The sequence below is a fragment of the Sphingopyxis sp. GW247-27LB genome (assembly GCF_002277025.1).
GTDB lineage: Bacteria > Pseudomonadota > Alphaproteobacteria > Sphingomonadales > Sphingomonadaceae > Sphingopyxis.
Window position 1 is genome coordinate 649889 of sequence record NZ_NIWD01000008.1, and the last position, 18195, is coordinate 668083.

Annotated in this window: 17 protein-coding genes and 1 riboswitch; of the genes, 6 read left to right on the plus strand and 11 right to left on the minus strand. The window is 67.7% G+C overall.

All coding sequences use genetic code 11. The features are described from left to right. Positions 1 to 37 precede the first annotated feature (37 nt). Positions 38 to 256: riboswitch (cobalamin riboswitch) on the minus strand. A 141-nt stretch (positions 257 to 397) separates the two neighbouring features. The 3 genes from CD928_RS10600 to CD928_RS10610 all read right to left on the minus strand — a co-directional run bounded on the left by CD928_RS10600 (position 398) and on the right by CD928_RS10610 (position 4386). Then, entirely contained in the window at positions 398 to 1576 is a 1179-nt protein-coding gene (locus tag CD928_RS10600) for a GGDEF domain-containing protein (protein WP_095387024.1), read from the minus strand. 79 nt (positions 1577 to 1655) lie between these two features. Beyond that, the gene (locus CD928_RS10605) at positions 1656 to 2660 is read right to left on the minus strand and encodes a LacI family DNA-binding transcriptional regulator (protein ID WP_095387389.1); all 1005 of its coding nucleotides are present in this window, start codon (positions 2658 to 2660) and stop codon (positions 1656 to 1658) included. Between the two features lie 76 nt (positions 2661 to 2736). Beyond that, positions 2737 to 4386 carry a CHASE domain-containing protein gene (locus tag CD928_RS10610; RefSeq protein ID WP_095387025.1) on the minus strand — a complete coding sequence of 550 codons (1650 nt, stop codon included), beginning with the start codon at positions 4384 to 4386 and terminating at the stop codon, positions 2737 to 2739. 160 nt (positions 4387 to 4546) lie between these two features. Here CD928_RS10610 and CD928_RS10615 point away from each other — a divergent pair, with 160 nt between their 5' ends. Both CD928_RS10615 and CD928_RS10620 read left to right on the plus strand, forming a co-directional pair. Further along, the gene (locus CD928_RS10615) at positions 4547 to 5026 is read left to right on the plus strand and encodes a hypothetical protein (protein ID WP_095387026.1); all 480 of its coding nucleotides are present in this window, start codon (positions 4547 to 4549) and stop codon (positions 5024 to 5026) included. Positions 5027 to 5349: 323 nt separating this feature from the next. After that, on the plus strand, positions 5350 to 6306 hold the full coding sequence (locus CD928_RS10620) for a DMT family transporter (RefSeq protein WP_095387027.1): 957 nt from the start codon (positions 5350 to 5352) through the stop codon (positions 6304 to 6306). On the opposite strand, the gene CD928_RS10625 is transcribed toward CD928_RS10620, so the two are convergent. Next, a complete protein-coding gene (locus CD928_RS10625) occupies positions 6282 to 6884 on the minus strand; it encodes a 2-hydroxychromene-2-carboxylate isomerase (protein WP_095387028.1) in 603 nt (200 codons plus the stop codon). The genes CD928_RS10620 and CD928_RS10625 overlap by 25 nt on opposite strands. Continuing rightward, positions 6878 to 7603 (minus strand): SDR family oxidoreductase, encoded by a 726-nt coding sequence (locus CD928_RS10630; RefSeq protein WP_095387029.1) that lies wholly within the window; start codon positions 7601 to 7603, stop codon positions 6878 to 6880. The genes CD928_RS10625 and CD928_RS10630 overlap by 7 nt, the downstream gene beginning before the upstream one ends. 197 nt (positions 7604 to 7800) lie before the next feature. Between CD928_RS10630 and CD928_RS10635 the strand changes: the two genes are divergently transcribed. Next, positions 7801 to 8325: a helix-turn-helix domain-containing protein gene (locus CD928_RS10635; RefSeq protein ID WP_095387030.1), complete on the plus strand. Its 525-nt coding sequence runs from the start codon at positions 7801 to 7803 to the stop codon at positions 8323 to 8325. Positions 8326 to 8462: 137 nt separating this feature from the next. Here the strand turns inward: CD928_RS10635 and clpS are convergent, their stop codons facing one another. The 3 genes from clpS to CD928_RS10650 form a co-directional block, all read right to left on the minus strand. After that, positions 8463 to 8789 (minus strand): ATP-dependent Clp protease adapter ClpS, encoded by a 327-nt coding sequence (gene clpS, locus CD928_RS10640; RefSeq protein ID WP_255247146.1) that lies wholly within the window; start codon positions 8787 to 8789, stop codon positions 8463 to 8465. A gap of 239 nt (positions 8790 to 9028) precedes the next feature. Next, positions 9029 to 9769, minus strand: coding sequence for a phasin family protein (locus tag CD928_RS10645; RefSeq protein WP_095387031.1), 741 nt, complete (start codon positions 9767 to 9769; stop codon positions 9029 to 9031). A 122-nt stretch (positions 9770 to 9891) separates the two neighbouring features. Further along, complete coding sequence (locus CD928_RS10650) at positions 9892 to 11679, minus strand: alpha/beta hydrolase (RefSeq protein ID WP_095387032.1); 1788 nt, start codon at positions 11677 to 11679, stop codon at positions 9892 to 9894. Between the two features lie 116 nt (positions 11680 to 11795). Here CD928_RS10650 and CD928_RS10655 point away from each other — a divergent pair, with 116 nt between their 5' ends. Continuing rightward, positions 11796 to 13013, plus strand: coding sequence for an LL-diaminopimelate aminotransferase (locus CD928_RS10655; RefSeq protein WP_095387033.1), 1218 nt, complete (start codon positions 11796 to 11798; stop codon positions 13011 to 13013). A 7-nt stretch (positions 13014 to 13020) separates the two neighbouring features. After that, positions 13021 to 13503, plus strand: coding sequence for a DUF2721 domain-containing protein (locus CD928_RS10660; RefSeq protein WP_095387034.1), 483 nt, complete (start codon positions 13021 to 13023; stop codon positions 13501 to 13503). 148 nt (positions 13504 to 13651) lie between these two features. Here CD928_RS10660 and CD928_RS10665 read toward each other — a convergent pair whose 3' ends face one another. Further along, positions 13652 to 15238 (minus strand): amidase, encoded by a 1587-nt coding sequence (locus CD928_RS10665; RefSeq protein WP_095387035.1) that lies wholly within the window; start codon positions 15236 to 15238, stop codon positions 13652 to 13654. Between the two features lie 111 nt (positions 15239 to 15349). Here CD928_RS10665 and CD928_RS10670 point away from each other — a divergent pair, with 111 nt between their 5' ends. Then, on the plus strand, positions 15350 to 16660 hold the full coding sequence (locus CD928_RS10670; RefSeq protein ID WP_095387036.1) for an MFS transporter: 1311 nt from the start codon (positions 15350 to 15352) through the stop codon (positions 16658 to 16660). A 21-nt stretch (positions 16661 to 16681) separates the two neighbouring features. Here the strand turns inward: CD928_RS10670 and CD928_RS10675 are convergent, their stop codons facing one another. Further along, a complete protein-coding gene (locus CD928_RS10675; RefSeq protein ID WP_095387037.1) occupies positions 16682 to 17668 on the minus strand; it encodes a FecR domain-containing protein in 987 nt (328 codons plus the stop codon). After that, on the minus strand, positions 17665 to 18177 hold the full coding sequence (locus tag CD928_RS10680; RefSeq protein ID WP_255247112.1) for an RNA polymerase sigma factor: 513 nt from the start codon (positions 18175 to 18177) through the stop codon (positions 17665 to 17667). The genes CD928_RS10675 and CD928_RS10680 overlap by 4 nt, the downstream gene beginning before the upstream one ends. Positions 18178 to 18195 lie beyond the last annotated feature (18 nt).

An 18195-nucleotide genomic window follows, 5' to 3' on the forward strand; every position in this document is an offset into this window, starting at 1 on the left:
CGCAGCCATGCATGCGGCCTGACCGGACACCCCGCCGGAGGACGTTATCTGACGAGGCAGGTCTCCTGGCTCGCGGGTCCATGCGGCGGTCGGGCCTTCCCGGTTCCTTGCCGAACCAGTGACACGTGATGACCGCCGCTCGCCGCTTACAGTTGCGGGGGCAGCGCCGGCCTTGCCCCTTTCGAGGCGCACCGGCTTCCCGTCTTAGCTTCCCGCCGCCGGAACGACGCGAAGAACCTCGACGGCTTTCAAGATAGGGTCCGCGGTCCGCTTGTCAATGATCATATAAAGAAATCTTTATATGTGTGTGCCAAGCTGCCTTTATCCCTATCATCATGATCTGGAAGACGCGGATGGCCGGGCGTGCTGGTAGACTGGCGGCCGGCGCGCGGGCCGGTCAGGCAATCGCGCGCGGGACGGGCGCGGGGCTGAAGGCGCGGACGCGGTCGCGGCCGGCGCGCTTCGCCTGGTAGAGCGCCTGGTCGGCCTGGCGCATCAGCCGCGAGAGGCCCTCGCCGGGCACGCCGGCGGCCAGGCCGATGCTGACCGTCGGGGTGAGCGCCGCGGGGATGCGGCCCTCGCAGGCGGGGGCGAGGCCGGTGCGGATAGCCTCGGCGAGCCGGCGCGCCGCCTCTATCCCCGCGCCGGGGAGGAGGAGCGCGAATTCCTCGCCGCCGATGCGCCCCGCGACCATGCCGGCGGGGCCGATCTGCCCGACGTGCGCGCCGAAGGCGGCGATGATCGCGTCGCCGACCGCGTGGCCGTGGGTGTCGTTGATCGCCTTGAACTGATCGAGGTCGGCGACCAGCAGCGCGGCGGGCCGCCGCTCGTCGTGGGCGCGGCGCAGTGCGGCTCCCGCCGCCGCCTCGAACCCGCGGCGGTTGAGGAGGCCCGACAGCGGGTCGCCCTCTGCCTGCACGCGCAGTTCGGCGAGAAGGTCGATCGCGACCGCGACCATCAGCGCGATCGCCGCGAGCACCGACACCATCGCCTGGCTGAACTGCACCGTCGTCCAATAGACCGACTGCTGGAAGCCGTTGTAATTGTCGAAGCCGCCGCCGAGCGACAGGATGACGAGCGGGCGGATGATCAGATTGACCGCCGACAGCGCCGCGACCCAGAAGAGGACGCGGTCGATCAGGTGGGGCTTTGCGATCGGCCACAGCGCGCGCACGACCATCAGCGCGATGACCCCGGCGCCGAGGCTGATCGCATAGATGCGCGCGGCGATGCTCGGATGGCCGAGGAGGAACCAGAGGAAGGCCGCCATCGACAGCGCGGCGGTCGCCGCCATCGCGCGCCACGGCACCGGGAGGCCATAGCGCCGGACGATCGCCGCGGCGAAGAAGGCGCCGGTGGCGAGAAAGCCGAGGTTCGAGGGGATGCGCTGCAACTCGAAGGGCAGCACCGGGCCGACGTCCTGGATCAGGAAGGCGAGCGCCGACGCGAGATAGGCGATCGCGGCATAGGCGACATAGATCTGGTCGCGGCGGTTCAGCCACAGGAGGAAGAAGGCGGCGGCGAACAGGAGGCCGATGCCCGGATTGAGCAGCGAGATGAAGAATTGTCCGGTCAAGGCGGCGTCCTGCGTAACCCGGTCTTCCCTTAAGGGCCTTAGGGATAACGCTTTATTACTTTTCCGGCTACCGCGGCGCTCAGGCGGTGCCGCGGAGCGCGAGGCGGACGGGAATGCGCGTGCCGCTGCGGCTGTGCCCCGTGTCCTCGAGCGCCATCGCGACGAGCGCCTCGCCCGCGGCGTCGAGGTCGGGTTCGATCGTCGAGAGCGCGGGGTCGACGAGGGTGCCGGCGCGGATGCCGTCGAAGCCGATCAGCGCGATGTCGTCGGGCACGCGCCGGCCCGCGTCCTTGAGCCCTTGCAGCACGCCGAGCGCGAGCATGTCGCTCGCCGCGAAGATCGCGTCGACGTCGGGGTGCGCGGCGAGGAGATCGGCGGCGGCGGCGACGCCCTGCGCGTGGCGGTCGGGCGCCGGCGGCGGAGCGATGACGACGGGCGCGATGCCGCGCGCCGCGAGCGCCGCGGTGAAGCCGTCGCGGCGCTCGTCGAACTGGCGCTGCGGCGACTGCTGCGGGCCGACGAAGGCGATGCGGCGGCGGCCGCTGGCGAGGAGATGCTCGGCGGCGAGCTGGCCGCCGACCTCGTTGTCGCTGCGCATCCAGTGGAAGGGGTCGCCGGGGCTGCCCCAGCAGGTGAAGTCGAGCCCCGACGCCTGCGCCTCGGCGAAATATTGCCAGGCGGGGCGGTTGCTGGTCGTGCCGATGACGATCATCGCGTCGGCGAGACCCGAGGCGACGAAATCGGCGCGGAAATTTCCGGGGCTTTCCTGGAAGCTGACGAGCAGGTTGAAGCCGCGCGCCGAGGTCGCGGCGGCGATGCTGCCCAGAAGCGCGAAATAGAAGGGGTTGATCGCGCTCCGGTCCTCGCCGGGACGGCAGATGGTGACGAGCGCGATCGTCTCGCTGCTCTTGAGCCGCAGCGACGAGGCGTGGCGGTCGACGACATAGCCGAGTTCGCGCGCGGCGGCGGACACGCGCGCGCGGGTTTCCGCATTGACGCCGGGGCTGCCGCGCAAGGCGCGCGACACGGTCGACTGCGAAACGCCCGCGCGCTCGGCGACGTCGAAGGATGTCGGACGCAGCATCTTCACTCCCCTCGGATCGTTCCGCTGGCGCGGAACCTCCACCGGCCCGCTTCTCTCGCCGCGCGCCGGGGGCTTGTCAATCGGGTGCGGGGGCGGGCCAGCGGATGGTCACCGCAAGGCTGTGGTCGGCCGCCCGGCGGTCCCAGCTGCCTTTGAGCTGGCGTTCGATCAGCGAGCGGATGAACTGGGTGCCGAAGCTTTCGGTGTCGACGTGCGGCGTTTCGGGAAGGCCGCTTTCGGTCCAGTCGAGCGTGACCTCTTCGCCGTCGCGGCGCCAGCCGACCGCAAGTTCGCCCCGCCCGGCGAGCGCGCCATATTTGATGCTGTTGGTCACGAGTTCGTGGATCGCGAGCGCGAGCGCCTGCGCGGCCTCGTCGCCCAGGCGCACGTCGGGGCCGGCGAGCGCGGCGAGGCGATCCGCCGGCCAGCCGGCGAGGCCGAGCTCGCGGCGGATGATCGCGCCGAGATCGACGGTCTCGACCGCGCCGGTGACGAGCATCTGCTTCGCGTCGGACAGCGCGCGCAGCCGGCCATCGAAGCGGGTTTCGAAATCCCGAAGATCCTTTGATTCGCGCGCCGTGATGCGCGCGAGCGCGCCGATGCGCGCGAAGGCGTTCTTCATCCGGTGCGCCATCTCGCCGATCATCAGCTCGCGATCCTCGGCATGGCGTTCCTTCTCCTCGGCGAGCGCCTGAAAGGCGCCGAGGCGCCGGTGCTGCATCTGGTGGAGCCGGATGGCGAGAAAGGCGATCGCGACCCCGAACAGCAGGATGGCGAGCGGCCGCCCCAGCCGATCGATGAAGCGGCCATAGGATATGCGCATCGTCCATTGCCGGTCGGCGACCTGCAGCCGCTGTTCGTGTGCGTCCCAGCCGATCTTGCCATGGACGAAGACGCGCGGCGCCGACGGGCCTTCGCCCGCGGTCACTTCTATCCCGTCGATGCCGTCGATCTGTCTGCCGAGAACCGAGGTCATCAGGTCGTGGATGCGGAAAGGCGCATAGACGAACGCCTCGACCGGACGCGCGCCGCGTGCGGTGGCGACGGTCGGCGGGGTCGCGGCCTCGTCGGGAGGCGGCGCGGCGCCGGCGTCGAGAAGCGGCTGTTCGGCATAGACGGGAATATAGATCAGGAAACCGGGTTGTTTGCTGCCGGCGTGTCGCTCCTGAACCAGCTGAACGATGCCGCTCGCCGCCGGCTGCCCGGTCAGCCAGGCGCGGCGCATCGCCTCGCGCCGGATCGGCTCGCTGTACATGTCGTAGCCGAGCGCGTCGGCGTTGAGCGGATCGTCGGGCTCGATGAGGACGATGGGAAAGCCGACGGGCTGGTCGGTGGCGGGCCAGACCGCGATGTCGCGGCCGTAATTTTCGCGCAGCCGCGCCTCGACCGCGGCGGGCGTGCTGCGCGCCATCGCGATCGCGACGCCGACGCCCTGCATCCCCGGCGCGCGCGCCTGCGGCTGGAGCGCGGCGAGATAGGCGCGGACGCTGGCGCCGCCGGTCGTCTTGTCCGACTGATAGAGCGCGCGCACCCCTTCGAGGATCGAGAGCTGGTCGCTGAGCCGCGCATTGACCTGCATCCCGATCCGCGCCGCCTGGTCGGATTCCTGGGCCTTGTTGTAGAAGAAGCTGGCGATGGCGGCGGCGAGCGCGGCGAGCATGATCACCAGCCCGATCACGCGGACCGAAAGGGCCATCAGCCGATCTGCCCAGAGCGATGGACGCATGGTGGGTATCCTGCTGACAGAGACCGGCATAGCGCCCTCAACCACCCGTTTGTTTCACGCCGGGCGACCGAGGGCAAGGGCATTCTGGTCCACGCGAAATTGGCCGTTTGACTTTTGGCGGGCGCCGTGCGCTAGCATCGCGACGGGAGGACCACCCACCTTGCGACACCAATATCCCCTGCCGCTCCACCATAGCTGGCCGCTGTTCGAGCGCGCGCGTCATTTCGACCTCGGCTGGGTCGACCGGCAAGATATTCGGCCCCCCGCGGACATGACGGTCGGGGTCGTGGGCGAGAGCGAAGCGATGACCCAGGCGGGGGTCGGCGTGTGGCACTGCGATCTGGCGGGCGACAGCCTGAGCTGGTCGCCGACCGTCTATGACCTGTTCGGCATCGCGCGCGGCGCGGCGGTGTCGCGCGAGGATGCGGTCGCGCTCTATTGCGAGGGGTCGCGCGCGGCGATGGAGCGGCTGCGCGCGCATGCGATCGCGCACCGCCGCGGCTTCACCCTCGACGTCGAAATCGGGCCCGCGCGCGCGCAGACCCGCTGGGTGCGGCTGATCGCCGCGCCGCTGTGCGAGGGCGAGACCGTGGTCGGGCTGCACGGCTATAAATGCCTGCTGGGGCCGGCGCTGGGCTGACGCTGGCTTTCTCGCGGCTTGATCCGGGATCCATTCACGCAGCGCTTGGCCAATGGATCCCGGATCAAGTCCGGGATGACGAATGTATAAAACGACTGGAAGCAGACATATCCCATATGTACCCCGGCGAAAGCCGGGGCCCAGGGCGTAGTCACGCGACGTCGGCTTTCTACCGCCCTGGGCCCCGGCTTTCGCCGGGGTGCACAATGGAGCGGAAACGCTCGCTTTCCACCCCAATGCCAGCGCGCCAGCGCGCCGGCGCCGGGCCCGTTCGCCGCAAAGAGGCGGTTGCCACGGGGCGCCCGCGCCGACAGAGAGGGGCGATGGATAGCGAAGGGAGCGAAGCGGCAGGCGCGCGGGGCGGAGTGGGCGCGCTGTGGTCGCGCGCCTATGTGCTGCTCACGCTGACCACGCTGTTCTGGGCGGGCAATTCGATCGTCGGGCGCGCCGCGCGCGAACTGGTGCCGCCCGCGGCGCTCGCCTTCTGGCGCTGGACGATCGCGCTCGCGCTGCTGCTGCCGCTCGCCTGGCCGCACCTGAAGCGCGACCTCCCGGCACTCCATGCGCGCTGGCCGGTGGTGCTGACGCTCGGACTCCTGGGGATCGGCTCGTTCAACGTCCTGCTTTATACGGGGCTGCAGACCACGACCGCGCTCAATTCGATGCTGATCCAGTCGGCCCAACCCGCGCTGATCCTGATCGTCGGCGCGCTGGTGATGCGCGACCGGACGAGCCCGCGGCAGATTGCCGGGGTGGTGGTGTCGCTCGCGGGCGTGCTGGCGATCATCGGGCGCGGCGACCCCGCCGTGCTGCTCGCGCTGCAATTGAACCAGGGGGACGCGATCATCGGCGTCGCGGTGATGCTGTGGGCGCTCTATTCGGTGCTGCTCCGGCGGCGGCCGCCGGTGCACCCGCTGAGCCTGCTCGCCGCCTCGATCATCGTCGGCATCCTGTTCATCGCGCCCGTCTATATGGTCGAACTGGCGGGCGGCCGGCGGATCGTGCCCGCGGCCGAAAGCGCGCTGGCGATCGCCTATGTCTCGGTCTTTCCGTCCTTCCTCGCCTATCTCTTCTTCAATCGCGGGGTCGAGCTGATCGGATCGGCGGCGACCGGCCAGTTCATGAACGTGATGCCGCTGATGGGCGCGGGGCTGGCGATGCTCTTCCTGGGCGAGGCGCTGCACCCTTTCCATGTCGCGGGGCTGGTGCTGATCGTCGCGGGCATATGGGTGGCGGGAAAGCCCGCCGAGGGCGGTCAGGCGAGCGCCGCCTCCACCTGATCGAGCCGATCCTTGCCGAAGAACATGGCATCGCCGACGAAGAAGGTCGGGATACCGAACACGCCGCGCGCGACCGCGGCCTCGGTGTTGGCGGCAAGCCTTGCCTTGATTCCGGGTTCATGCGTGCGGGCAAGCAGCGCGGGGCCGTCGAAACCGTTCGCCGAAAGGAAGGCGGCGGCGACCTCCGGGTCGTCCATCTTCAGCCCCTCCTCCCACATCGCGCGGTTCGCGGTGTCGATATAATCGTCGAGATGCCCCTCATCCTCGGCGACGATCGCGCCGCGCATGAGGAGGAGGGTGTTGACCGGAAAATGCGGGTTCAGCCGGAATTTGGTCAGGCCGTGCCTGTCGATGAAGCGCCGCATCTCGAGATTCTCATAGGCGAGCTTCGCGGGGACGTCCGCATATTGGAGCATCGGCGCCTTGTTGCCCGTCGCCTTGAAGATGCCGCCGAGCAGGCAGGGCGTGATGACGAGGTCGGCGCCGGTGCGCTCCAGCAGTTCGGGGAGCACCTTCAGCGTCAGATAGGCGTTGGGGCTACCGAAATCGAAGATGAGTTCGAGGGTCTTGCTCACCATTTTTCTCCCCAGGGGCGAAGGTCGAGTTCGTGCGTCCAGGCGCTTTTCGGCTGGCGGTGGAGCATGACGTAATTGGCGGCGATCGCGTCGGGATTGAGGATCAGATCCTGCGCCTTTGCGCGGTCGAAATCGGGATGGCGGCCCTTGATGAATTCGGTGTCGATCGCGCCGTCGATGACGATATGCGCGACGTGGATGCCCTGCGGTCCCAGTTCGCGCGCCATCGACTGGGCGAGCATCCGCAGCGCCGCCTTGGCGCCCGAGAAGGCGGCGAAGCCCGATCCGCCGCGCAGGCTTGCCGTCGCGCCGGTGAAGAGGATGGTGCCGCGGCCGCGAGAACTCATACGCTTGGCAGCCTCGCGCCCCGTCAGGAAGCCCGCGAGGCACGCCATTTCCCAGACCTTGGTGAAGACGCGCACCGTCGTCTCGCTGATCGGGAAATTCACATTGGCGCCGATGTTGAACACCGCGACCTCGACCGGGCCGACCTCGGCTTCGACCTGATCGAACAGCGCGATCATCGCGTCCTCGTCGCGGGCATCGGCGGGGAAGGCGCGCGCCGACAGGCCGTCGTCACGGATCGACTGCGCGAGCGCTTCGAGCGCGTCGGCGTTCCGCTCGCGGCGGTTGACGCAGGCGGTGAGCCCTTCGGCGGCGAAGGCGCGCGCGATCGCACCGCCCGTGGCGTCGCCGGCGCCGATGATGACGGCTGCGGACATAAGCGAATCTCCTCTTGCGACCGATAGTAACTATGATAATCATAGTGACAAGTGATTTTCTTTTGAGGATCGAGCGATTAAGGCCGTACCGATGACACAAACTTCGTCATTGCGAGCGCAGCGAAGCAATCCAGGGTGGCGTATACCGCTCTGGATTGCTTCGCTGCGCTCGCAATGACGCGGGCGGGTGAGGGCTCATGCCCAAGCGCGCCGATCTGTCCGACACCTTTTGCCCCGTCGGGCGCTCGGCGGAACTTCTGGGCGACCGCGCGGTGCTGCTGATCCTGCGCGAGCTGTTCTTCGGGCGGGGGCGGTTCGAGGCGATTGTCGCGAATGCGGGTCTCGGCCCGCAGCTCGTTTCGGCGCGGCTCAAGCGGCTGGTGGCGGAGGGCGTGGCCGAACGCCAGGCCTATCAGGACCATCCGCCGCGATACGAATATCGGTTGACCGCGAAGGGCAGGGATCTGTTCGATGTCCTCTACGCGATGCGCGGCTGGGCCGAGCGCTGGGCGTATGAAGCGGGCGAGACCGGCGGCGGGCCCGCGATGCGTTATATCCACCGCACCTGCGGCACCGACGTCGGCACGGCGACCGTCTGCCCCGGCTGCGGCGAGGTGCTGCGCTATGGCGCGCTGAAGGGAGAGCCGTCGCCGGCGCTCAGGGCCGAGCAGGCAGCGAAGGCGAGCGCGGGACACCCCTCCCGCAGGCGGGAGGGGCAGTGAGACTTGCGCGTGCGTAGCAGGCGCTTAGTCGCAGCGGGGCGGGCATTTTCGCTGCCGCCGGCTGCCCATCCCGCTGCGAGTAGCGAGCAAGCTCGCAACTCTCGCTGCCCCTCCCGCMKGCGGGAGGGGATAAAGGGTCAGGCCTTTTCCAGCGTGCACTGGAGCGGGTGCTGGTTCTGCCGCGCGGCGTCCATCACCTGGTTCACCTTGGTTTCTGCGACCTCGTAGCTGAACACGCCGCACACGCCGACGCCCTGCTGGTGGACGTGGAGCATCACCTGCGTCGCCTGTTCGATGTCCATGTTGAAGAAGCGCTGCAGCACCATCACGACGAATTCCATCGGGGTATAGTCGTCATTGAGCAGCAGCACCTTGTACATCGACGGCTTCTTGGGCTTCGCGCGCGTGCGCGTCGCGATGCCGACGCCGGGGGTGCCGGGCGCGTCGTCGTCCTTGTCCGCCATGGCGCGGACCGGACCGGAAGGCGGAACGTAGAACATCATCACCCGGAATATCGCACGCGGCGGCGGAATCGCAAGAGGGCGGGGAAGCATTAACCCCCTTTTCGCGGCACCTTGCGGAAAGCGGACCCAGCGAAAGCAAGAACCGCCCGCATCCGCGAGGGATGCGAGCGGTCCTGGGGTCGTCGGCGCAGGCGGGGAGGAGGGGAGAGAGGCCCGCGCCAACGGGAAGAGGAAGGCCCTTAGGCTGCCTTCATCTTCGAGCTGATGACCGACACGCGGTTCGAGATCGGCGCGAAGCTGTCGTTCGCCATCTTGACGACCAGCTCGCTGGTCTTCGAGGTCTGCGCGACGGCGGCGTCGAACGCCTTCTTGCTGTTCTCGGCATAGAGCTTGAAGAATTCGGCCGGCGACTTGACGGCGGTGTAGCCCTTCAGCGCGGCCGACGTGTCCTCGAAGCTCTTGCGGGCGAAGGCAACGCCTTCCTGGCCGAGCGTTTCGAAGTTCTTGGCGGCGATCTTGCCGGCTTCGACCAGCGCTTCGACATTGGCCTTGTTGAACTCGACGGCTTCCTCGGCGAGCTTGCTCGACTTGGCGAGCGCTTCCTTGGCGCGCTCGTTGAAATCGGCGGTCAGGGCTTCGGTGCGGGCCTTGGCGTCTTCGGCGAACTTCTTGACGGTGTCGTTCATGGTCTTGAATCCTTTGGTGGCGGCGGCGACCGGCTTCGGCGCGACCTTGATCTTGGGAGCAATCGTCTTGGCAGCCGCCTTCTTGGGAGCGGCCTTGGTGGCCGGCTTTGCGGCCTTCTTTTGGACCGGCTTGGCCTTGGCCTTCACGGTCTTGGTCTTGGGCGCCTCGACCTTCGCGGGGGTCGGGGCGGCGGCTTCGGCGACAGCCGGGGCCGCGGGAGTCGCCGGCTTGGCGGCGGTTTCCAGCGTCGCGGCTTCGAAAGCCTTTTCAGCACTGTCCATCTTGGTAGCCATGGGACAACTCCTTTATGTTGCAGTGCACAATATAGGAGCGGCGCGGCGATTTCAAGAGAATTTTTGTGCACCGCACAAAAATAATCGTGAAGCCGCCGCGATGGCAGGATAATAGCGGGATATTACCGTTGCTTGACGTAGCGGCCGGGGGCGTCCTCAATCGCCTTCTTCTTGCCCTTGCCGGGGATGCGCGCACCCTTGGCGGGAGTCTTCGCGCCGTCCTGCGCCGCGATCCAGCCGATCCAGTTCGGCCACCAGCTTCCCTTGGTTTCCTTTGCCGAGGCGGTGAAGTCGTCGAGGCTCGCGGCGTCATTGTCGCCGGTCCAATATTGATATTTGCCCGCTGCGGGCGGGTTGACGACCCCGGCGATATGCCCCGATCCGGCGAGCAGGAAGGTCCTGGGACCGGAGAGATGGTCCATCAGCCGCCACACGCTGGCGAGCGGCGCGATATGATCCTCGCGCCCCGCCTGGATATAGGCGGGGGTCTTGATCTTCCGGAGGTCGAGCGGGGTGCCGCACACCGACAGGCTGTTCGGGACGACCAGCCGGTTGTCGCGATAGAGGTCGACCAGATATTGGCGGTGCCACTTCGCGGGCAGGTTGGTGACGTCGCCGTTCCAGTAGAGCAGGTCGAAGGGCGGATAGTCGTTGCCGAGCAGATAATTGCTGACGACATAATTCCAGATCAGGTCGCGCCCGCGCAGCGCGTTGAAGGTCGCGGCCATGTAGCGGCCGTCGAGATAGCCCTGCGCCGAAAGCTGCTGGAGCAGCGCCAGATAGGATTCGTCGACGAACATCTTGAGGTCGCCCGCAAGCTCGAAGTCGACCTGCGCGGTGAAGAAGGTCGCCGACCTGACCTTGTCGGCCTCACCCTTCGCCGCGAGCATCGCGAGCGTCGCGGCGAGGGTGGTGCCCGCGACGCAATAGCCGATCGCGTGGACGTGCGGCACCGCGAGCAGGTCGCGGATCGTGTCGATCGCGTCGACCTGCGCCGCGACATAATCGTCCCACACCAGTTCCTTCATCGACGCGTCGGCCGATTTCCACGACACCATGAAGACCGAGAGCCCTTGTTCGACCGCCCAGGCGACGAAGCTCTTCGCGGGGTTGAGGTCGAGGATGTAGAAACGGTTGATCCACGGCGGGAAGATGACGAGCGGGACGGTGAACACCTCCTTCGTCGCCGGCGCATAATGGATGAGCTGGTAGAGGTCGGTCTCGTGGATCACCTTGCCCGGCGTCGTCGCGATATTGACCCCGACCTCGAAGGCGTCGGGATCGACATGGCTCAATTGCCCGCGTGACAGGTCGGCGAGCATGTGGCGGAGCCCCTTGAGCAGGCTTTCGCCGCGCGTCTCGACCGCGCGCTTGATGACCTCGGGATTGGTGATCGCGAGGTTGGTCGGCGACAGCGCCTCGGTCATCGATTTCGCCGCGAATTCCATCTTCGCGCGCGCCGCCTCGTCGAGCCCCTGCATCTGCCGCGCGGTCGCGAGCAATTGATCGGACAGCAGGCCATAGGTCTGGCGGATCAGCGCGAACGCCGGATTCGCGGTCCAGTCGGGATCGGCGAAGCGCCGGTCCCTCGGGGCATCGGCGGGCGGATCGGGGGTGAAGCCCGGGGTCAGCGCCGCGAGCGAGGTCCAGAAGGCGGCGCCCTGCTCCCACATCTTCGCACTCTGCTCGGCCCACATCTGCGCGCCGTCGCTGCCCAGCCATCTGGTCGGATCGAACAGCGGCGCGGCGGTCTGGCCCGCCTCGGCCTGGCCCAGCGCAAAGTCGAGCATCATCTGCTGCGCGCGCGCCATGACGCTCGACCAATGCTGCATGTCTTCGGGCGACGGCATGAAAGGGTTCAGCGTGTCGACCGTGTCTTCCCCACCCTTGTCGGTGCCCGCATCGCTCATGTTCGTTCCCGCTGGTCAGTGCCGTCAATATGCCTATAACAAGCCGCGATGCGGCTGGCGAGATTGCCGCTCGCGTCAATTCAAACGCACACGAAAAGGAGTTGTTCTAGTTCCCCATGTCCGAAGATGAATTCTATCGCATCAAGCGCTTGCCGCCCTATGTCATCGCCGAAGTCAACGCGATGCGAGCGGCAGCACGCGCGGCGGGCGAGGACATCATCGACCTGGGGATGGGCAACCCCGACCTGCCGCCGCCGCAGCACGTCATCGACAAGCTGTGCGAGGTCGCGCAGAAGCCCGACGCGCACGGCTATTCGCAGTCGAAGGGGATTCCGGGCCTCCGCCGCGCCCAGGCCAATTATTACGCGCGCCGCTTCAACGTTGAGCTCGACCCCGAAAGCGAGGTCGTGGTGACGATGGGGTCGAAGGAGGGGCTCGCCAGCCTCGCGACCGCGATCACCGGCCCCGGCGACGTCGTGCTCGCGCCGAACCCCAGCTATCCGATCCACACCTTCGGCTTCATCATCGCCGGGGCGACGATCCGCAGCGTGCCGACGACGCCCGACGAGAATTACTGGCGCGCGCTCGACCGCGCGATGGCCTTCACCGTGCCGCGCCCGTCGATCCTGGTCGTCAATTACCCGTCGAACCCGACCGCCGAGGCGGTCGATCTCGCCTTCTACGAACGGCTCGTCGCCTGGGCGAAGGAGAACAAGGTCTGGGTGCTCAGCGACCTTGCCTATTCGGAGCTTTATTACGACGGCAATCCCACGCCTTCGATCCTGCAGGTGCCCGGCGCGAAGGACGTCGCGATCGAATTCACCTCGATGTCGAAAACCTATTCGATGGCGGGCTGGCGCATGGGCTTCGCGGTCGGCAACAAGCGGCTGATCGCGGCGATGACGCGGGTCAAATCCTACCTCGACTATGGCGCCTTCACCCCGATCCAGGCCGCGGCCTGCGCGGCGCTCAATGGCCCGCAGGATATCGTCGCGCGGAACCGCGAGCTGTATCAGAAGCGCCGCGACGTGATGGTCGAGAGCTTCGGCCGCGCCGGCTGGGAAATCCCCAGCCCGCCCGCGTCGATGTTCGCCTGGGCGCCGCTGCCGCCCGCGCTCAGGGAGATGGGCAGCCTCGAATTTTCGAAGCAGCTCTTGACCCACGCCAAGGTCGCGGTCGCGCCGGGGGTCGGCTATGGCGAGGACGGCGAAGGCTTCGTCCGCATCGCGATGGTCGAGAACGAGCAGCGCATCCGCCAGGCGGCGCGCAACATCCGCAAATTCCTGTCGATGCACGGCGTCAACACGCCGTCGGTCGCCGCAGGCGGGAACTGATTCCCGAGTGCCGACCTTGGACGCGAGCGCGATAGCCCAGACGATCCAGCTGTCGGTCACGCCGGTGTTCCTGCTGGTGGCGACCGGCAGCTTGCTTAACGTGCTCGCGGGGCGGCTGTCGCGCGTCGTCGACCGCTCGCGGGTGCTGATGGCGCGCTGGCCCGAGACCGAGGGCGAGGAGCATGGGCGGGTGGTCGCCGAACTGCGCGCCGCCGACCGGCGGATGCGGGTGATCAACAATTCGATTCTCGCCGCGGTCGCCTGCGGCATCGTCGTCTGCCTGCTCGTCGCGCTGCTGTTCACCCAGGCCTTCACCGGGCTCAACCTCGGTGTCGCGGCGTCGTGGGCGTTCGCGCTCGCGATGTTGCTGCTGCTCGTGTCGCTGCTGCTCTTCCTCCTCGAGGTCCGCCTCGCCATCCGCGCGATCCAGGTACCGATGGACCTGCTCGAGGGCGAGGAACTGGGCTGGCTGCGGCGGCAGCGGGGATAGCGCCTGATCCTCCCTGCGGCGGAGCCGTGGGGAGGGGGACCATCCGCAGGATGGTGGAGGGGCCGCGAGCGCCAGCGAGCGCTTCGCGCTCGGCCCCTCCGTCAGCGCTTCGCGCTGCCACCTCCCCACGCCTCCGGCGCAGGGAGGATCAATCGGTTATGCTCGCCCTATACGTCGGCGCGACCCGCTTGCGGCTTGCCTGCTCATAGGCATAGCCCGCCGCGAGCACCGCGCTGTCGGACCATTTCGGGCCGATGAAAGAGAGGCCAACCGGAAGTCCTTCGACCGCGCCCATTGGCACGGTGAGGTGCGGATAGCCTGCGACCGCGGGCAGATCGCTGACGCTCGGGCCCGTATAATGGTCGCCGTTGACGAGGTCGGTGGTCCAGGCGGGGCCGTTGGTCACGCCGACGAGCAGGTCGACGCCATGCGCCTTCAGCAGCCGGTCGATCCCCTCGGGGCCCGCGAGCCGCGCCGCCTTCGCCTTCGCTTCGCGATAGGCGGGGCTATCGAGCCCGCCCTTGGTCTCGGCCAGCTCGAACAGCGACTGGTCGAACCAGCGCAGTTCCTCGGGATGTGCCTTGTTGAAGGCGATCAGGTCGGCGAGCGTCTTCGGGCCGTCCTTCGCGGGCAGGCTCGCCAGATAGGCGGCCATATCGGCCTTGAGTTCGGTCATCATGATCTCGAACTCGGCATCGCCAAGCCCATCGAGGCCGGCCTGGCTGTCTTCAATCTCGACGATCGTCGCGCCGAGACCGGCCATCTGCTTCAGCGCCGCGTCGAACAGCGCGGCGATGTCGGCGCGCTTGCCGATGCGGTCGCGCAGCACCCCGATGCGCTTGCCCTTGAGCGCGCCCGGCGACAGCGCGGCGGCGAAATCGGCCTTGTGCGCGTCGGCCTCGGCGGTCGCGGGGTCGGCGGGATCGCTGCCCGCGATGACGCCCAGCATCGCGGCGGCGTCGCGCACGCTCAGCGTCATCGGCCCCGCCGTGTCCTGGCTGTGGCTGATCGGCACGATGAAGGTGCGGCTGACGAGCCCGACCGTGGGCTTGAAACCGACGATGCCGCTCAGCCCCGAAGGGCAGGTGATCGAGCCGTCGGTTTCGGTCCCGACCGTCAGCGCCGCGAGACTCGCCGCCATCGCCGCCCCGCTTCCCGCCGACGATCCGCAGGTGTTGCGGTCGAGCGCGTAGGGGTTCTTCGTCAGCCCGCCGACCGCGCTCCAGCCGCTCGTCGAGCTGTTCGAGCGTATGTTCGCCCATTCCGAAAGATTGGTCTTGCCGAGGATCACCGCGCCCGCCTCGCGCAGCCGCGCGACGAGCGGAGCATCGCGGTTCGTCACATTGTCCTTGAGCGCGAGCGAGCCCGCCGTGGTCGGCACCGGCCCGGCGGCCTCGATATTGTCCTTGAGCAGCACCGGGATGCCGTGGAGCGGGCCGCGGATCTTTCCGGCGCGGCGCTCGGCGTCGAGCCGCCGGGCCTCGGCGAGCGCGTCGGGGAAGGTCGCGATCACCGCGCCGAGCTTCGGCCCATTGTCGTCGAGCTTCAGGATGCGGTCGAGATAGATGCTGGTGATGAGCTGGCTGTCGATCGTCCCCGCGGTCATTTCGGCCTGGAGTGTCGCCGCGTCCTTGCCCTCGATATCGGGGAGCGGCGGCGGCATCGCGGCGGCGGGGACGAGCGGCAGCAGGACGGCGGCGACCGCCAGCGCGGCGAGCGGGCGAAATTTTTTCATGATGCGCAGGCTTGGCAGCCGTAACGGCAATTGCAAGCGGCGATTTCGGCCGGGCGCAACGGCGTTGACAGGCCGGTCCCGGCTCTGCTCCGATGGCGGCGGGAGAGAAAAATGAGCGAAAATCCTGCCCTTGCCGCAGGGCGCGGGTCGCGCGCCGCCGGTACCACCGCCGCGCAGACGCGGACGATGCTGTGGATCCTGCTGACCGTCTATATCTTCAATTTCCTCGACCGGCAGATCGTCAACATCCTCGCCGAGCCGATCAAGGCCGATCTCGGCCTTTCCGATACCGAACTGGGGCTGCTCGCGGGGCCGGCCTTCGCGGTCTTCTACGCGCTGCTCGGCATCCCGATCGCGCGCCATGCCGACAAGGAGGGAACGAACCGGGTGCGGCTGATCGCGCTCGCGCTCGCCATCTGGTCGGCGATGACCGCGGTGTGCGGTCTCGCGCAGAATTTCGTGCAATTGCTCTTCGCGCGCATCGGCGTCGGGGTGGGTGAGGCGGGCTGTACGCCCGCCGCGCATTCGCTAATCACCGACAGCGTTCCGGCCGAGAAGCGCTCGTCGGCGATCGCCTTCTACGGGCTCGGCATCCCGATCGGATCGCTGTTCGGGCTGATCCTCGGCGGAGTGGTCAACGATCTCTACAACTGGCGCGTCGCGCTGATGCTCGTCGGCGCGCCGGGGCTGCTCCTCGCGCTGATCGTTCTCTTCTTCATGCGCGAGCCGCGACACCATCGCGTCGCCGAGGTGGCGAAGACGGCGCCCGTGCCGCTTCCCGCCGGTGCGGCGCTGCGCGAGATCTTCGGCTCGCGCGCTTTCGTCTATATCCTGATCGCGGCGTCGGTCACCGCCTTCCTCGGCTATGGCAAGGCGCTGTGGACGATCAGCTTCTTCATCCGCAGCCACGGCCTGTCGACGACCGAGGCGGGGCTGTCGATGGCGGTCGTGCTCGGGCTCGCGGGCATCTTCGGCACATGGCTCGGCGGCAAGGTCGCCGACCGGTTCGGCACGGCGGACAAGAAGCATATCCTGACGCTGCCCGCCTATGGGATGGCCGCCGCCGCGCCGGTGCTTTTCCTCGGCTATCATATGCAGGACTGGCGCGTCGCGGTCGCGCTTCTCGTCGTACCGACGATCCTCAACGCCGCTTATTACGGCCCCGCCTATGCCTGCGTGCAAGGGCTGGTGCGGCCGCAGGCGCGCGCGGTCGCGGCATCGATCATGCTGTTCGGGCAGAATCTGATCGGGCTCGGCTTTGGGCCCTTCCTGTTCGGCGTGCTGTCCGATGCGCTGGCGCCGGCCTATGGCGAGGAGAGCGTGCGCTATGTCCTCTATGGCGCCGCGTGGCTCGGGCTGATCCCCGCCTTCTTCTTCTGGCGCGCCAGCCTGCGCCTCGGGCGCGAGCTGAAGTCGGGCTGATCGCGGCGTTCCGACGGGCGATCAGTTTCCGGCCAATATGATCTCGTCGCCCGTCGTCGATACCCGCCTCGCGATATCGTTGAGTTCGAGCGCCTTCACGAACCCGTCGATGTCGCCGGCCGAAAATACGCCGACGATCTGCTTGTCGGGGATCGCGCCGTTCTGGAACCTCAGCTTTCGCGTCGAGTAGCGATTGACCTCGGCGACGGCCTTCGAGAGCGGATCGTGCATGAAGATGAGGCGCCCCTCGGTCCAGCTCGTCTCCTTGTTCACGTCGACGCTGCTGAGCGTCCAGTTGCGATCGGCGCCGATGACGAGCTGGCGTCCGGGGACCATGACGGTGCTGTTGCCGCCGCCCGTTTCATCGACCTGGACCTTCCCCTCCGCCAGGACGACGGCCATCTCCCCCTGATCGAGGCTGACTTCGAACGCCGTCCCGACGGCGCGCACCCTTTTCCCCCCGGCATTGACGATGAAGGGCCGCGCGTGATTGCTGGCGACGCGGAAGAAGGCGCGGCCGCGAAGCAGGTCGACCTCGCGCAGCTTCGATGTCTCCGCGAACCGCATCTCGGTTTCGGAATCGAGCGTGACGACGGACCCGTCGGGGAGGGTCACGGTGGTCCGCTGCCCGGTTTCGGTGTGGAAGGCCTGCGCCGATCGCTCGCCGGTGCCGGACCACAGGCCGGGAAGCGTCGCCCAGCCGAAACCGATCATGAGCAGAATGGCCGCGGCGATCGCGAATCCCGGCCAGCGGCGTGCCGGGCGGTAACCCGCAAGCCGCTCCTGGGCCGGATTATTGGATAGCGCGGGGTCGTTCTTCGCGGTTCCGGCGATGGTCCAGGCCTTGTCGATCGCGCGATAGGCGTCGCGATTTGCGTCGGACCGATCGAGCCATTCGCGAAAACGATATTCGTCTTCCAGCGTGACGTCGCCCGCGAGCCGAAGATTATACCAATGCGCCGCCTCCGAGCGCAGCGCGGCGCGATTCATGGATTGTTCGCCGCTCATCGGTCGGCCTCCATCTCTTCGGCGAGCCGGACGAGCGCGCGGTGCATGAGTTCCTTCACCGAATCCCTCGCAATGCCCATTCGCTGCGCGATCGCCTGATAGGTCAGGTTTTCGAAGCGATGCAGTTCGAACGCCTCACGGGCCCGCGGCGGCAGGTTGCGGATCGCCGCGACGACGCGCCGATACTCCTCCTGGCCGATGGCGATCCGTTCGGGGGAAAGCGGGTCGGCGACGTCGCGGCCTTCCACCCATTCGTCATGCAGGAAGGCGGCTCGCGCCGTCTGCCTGCGATACCGGCTGATCAGCACATTGTGGGCGATCGCGAACAGATAGCCTTCGACATTCCTGATCGGGGCCGTCACCTGCGCCGACTGGAGCCGCACGAAAACATCCTGGATCAGGTCATCGACGTCGGCCTCGGGAACCCGGCGCCGGAAATATCGGCGGAGGCCCGGTCCATAGGCGGTCATCCATGTGCCGAAATCCCGGTCCTGAGAGGGCAGCGGCATCGTCAGGAAAGGTCCCGA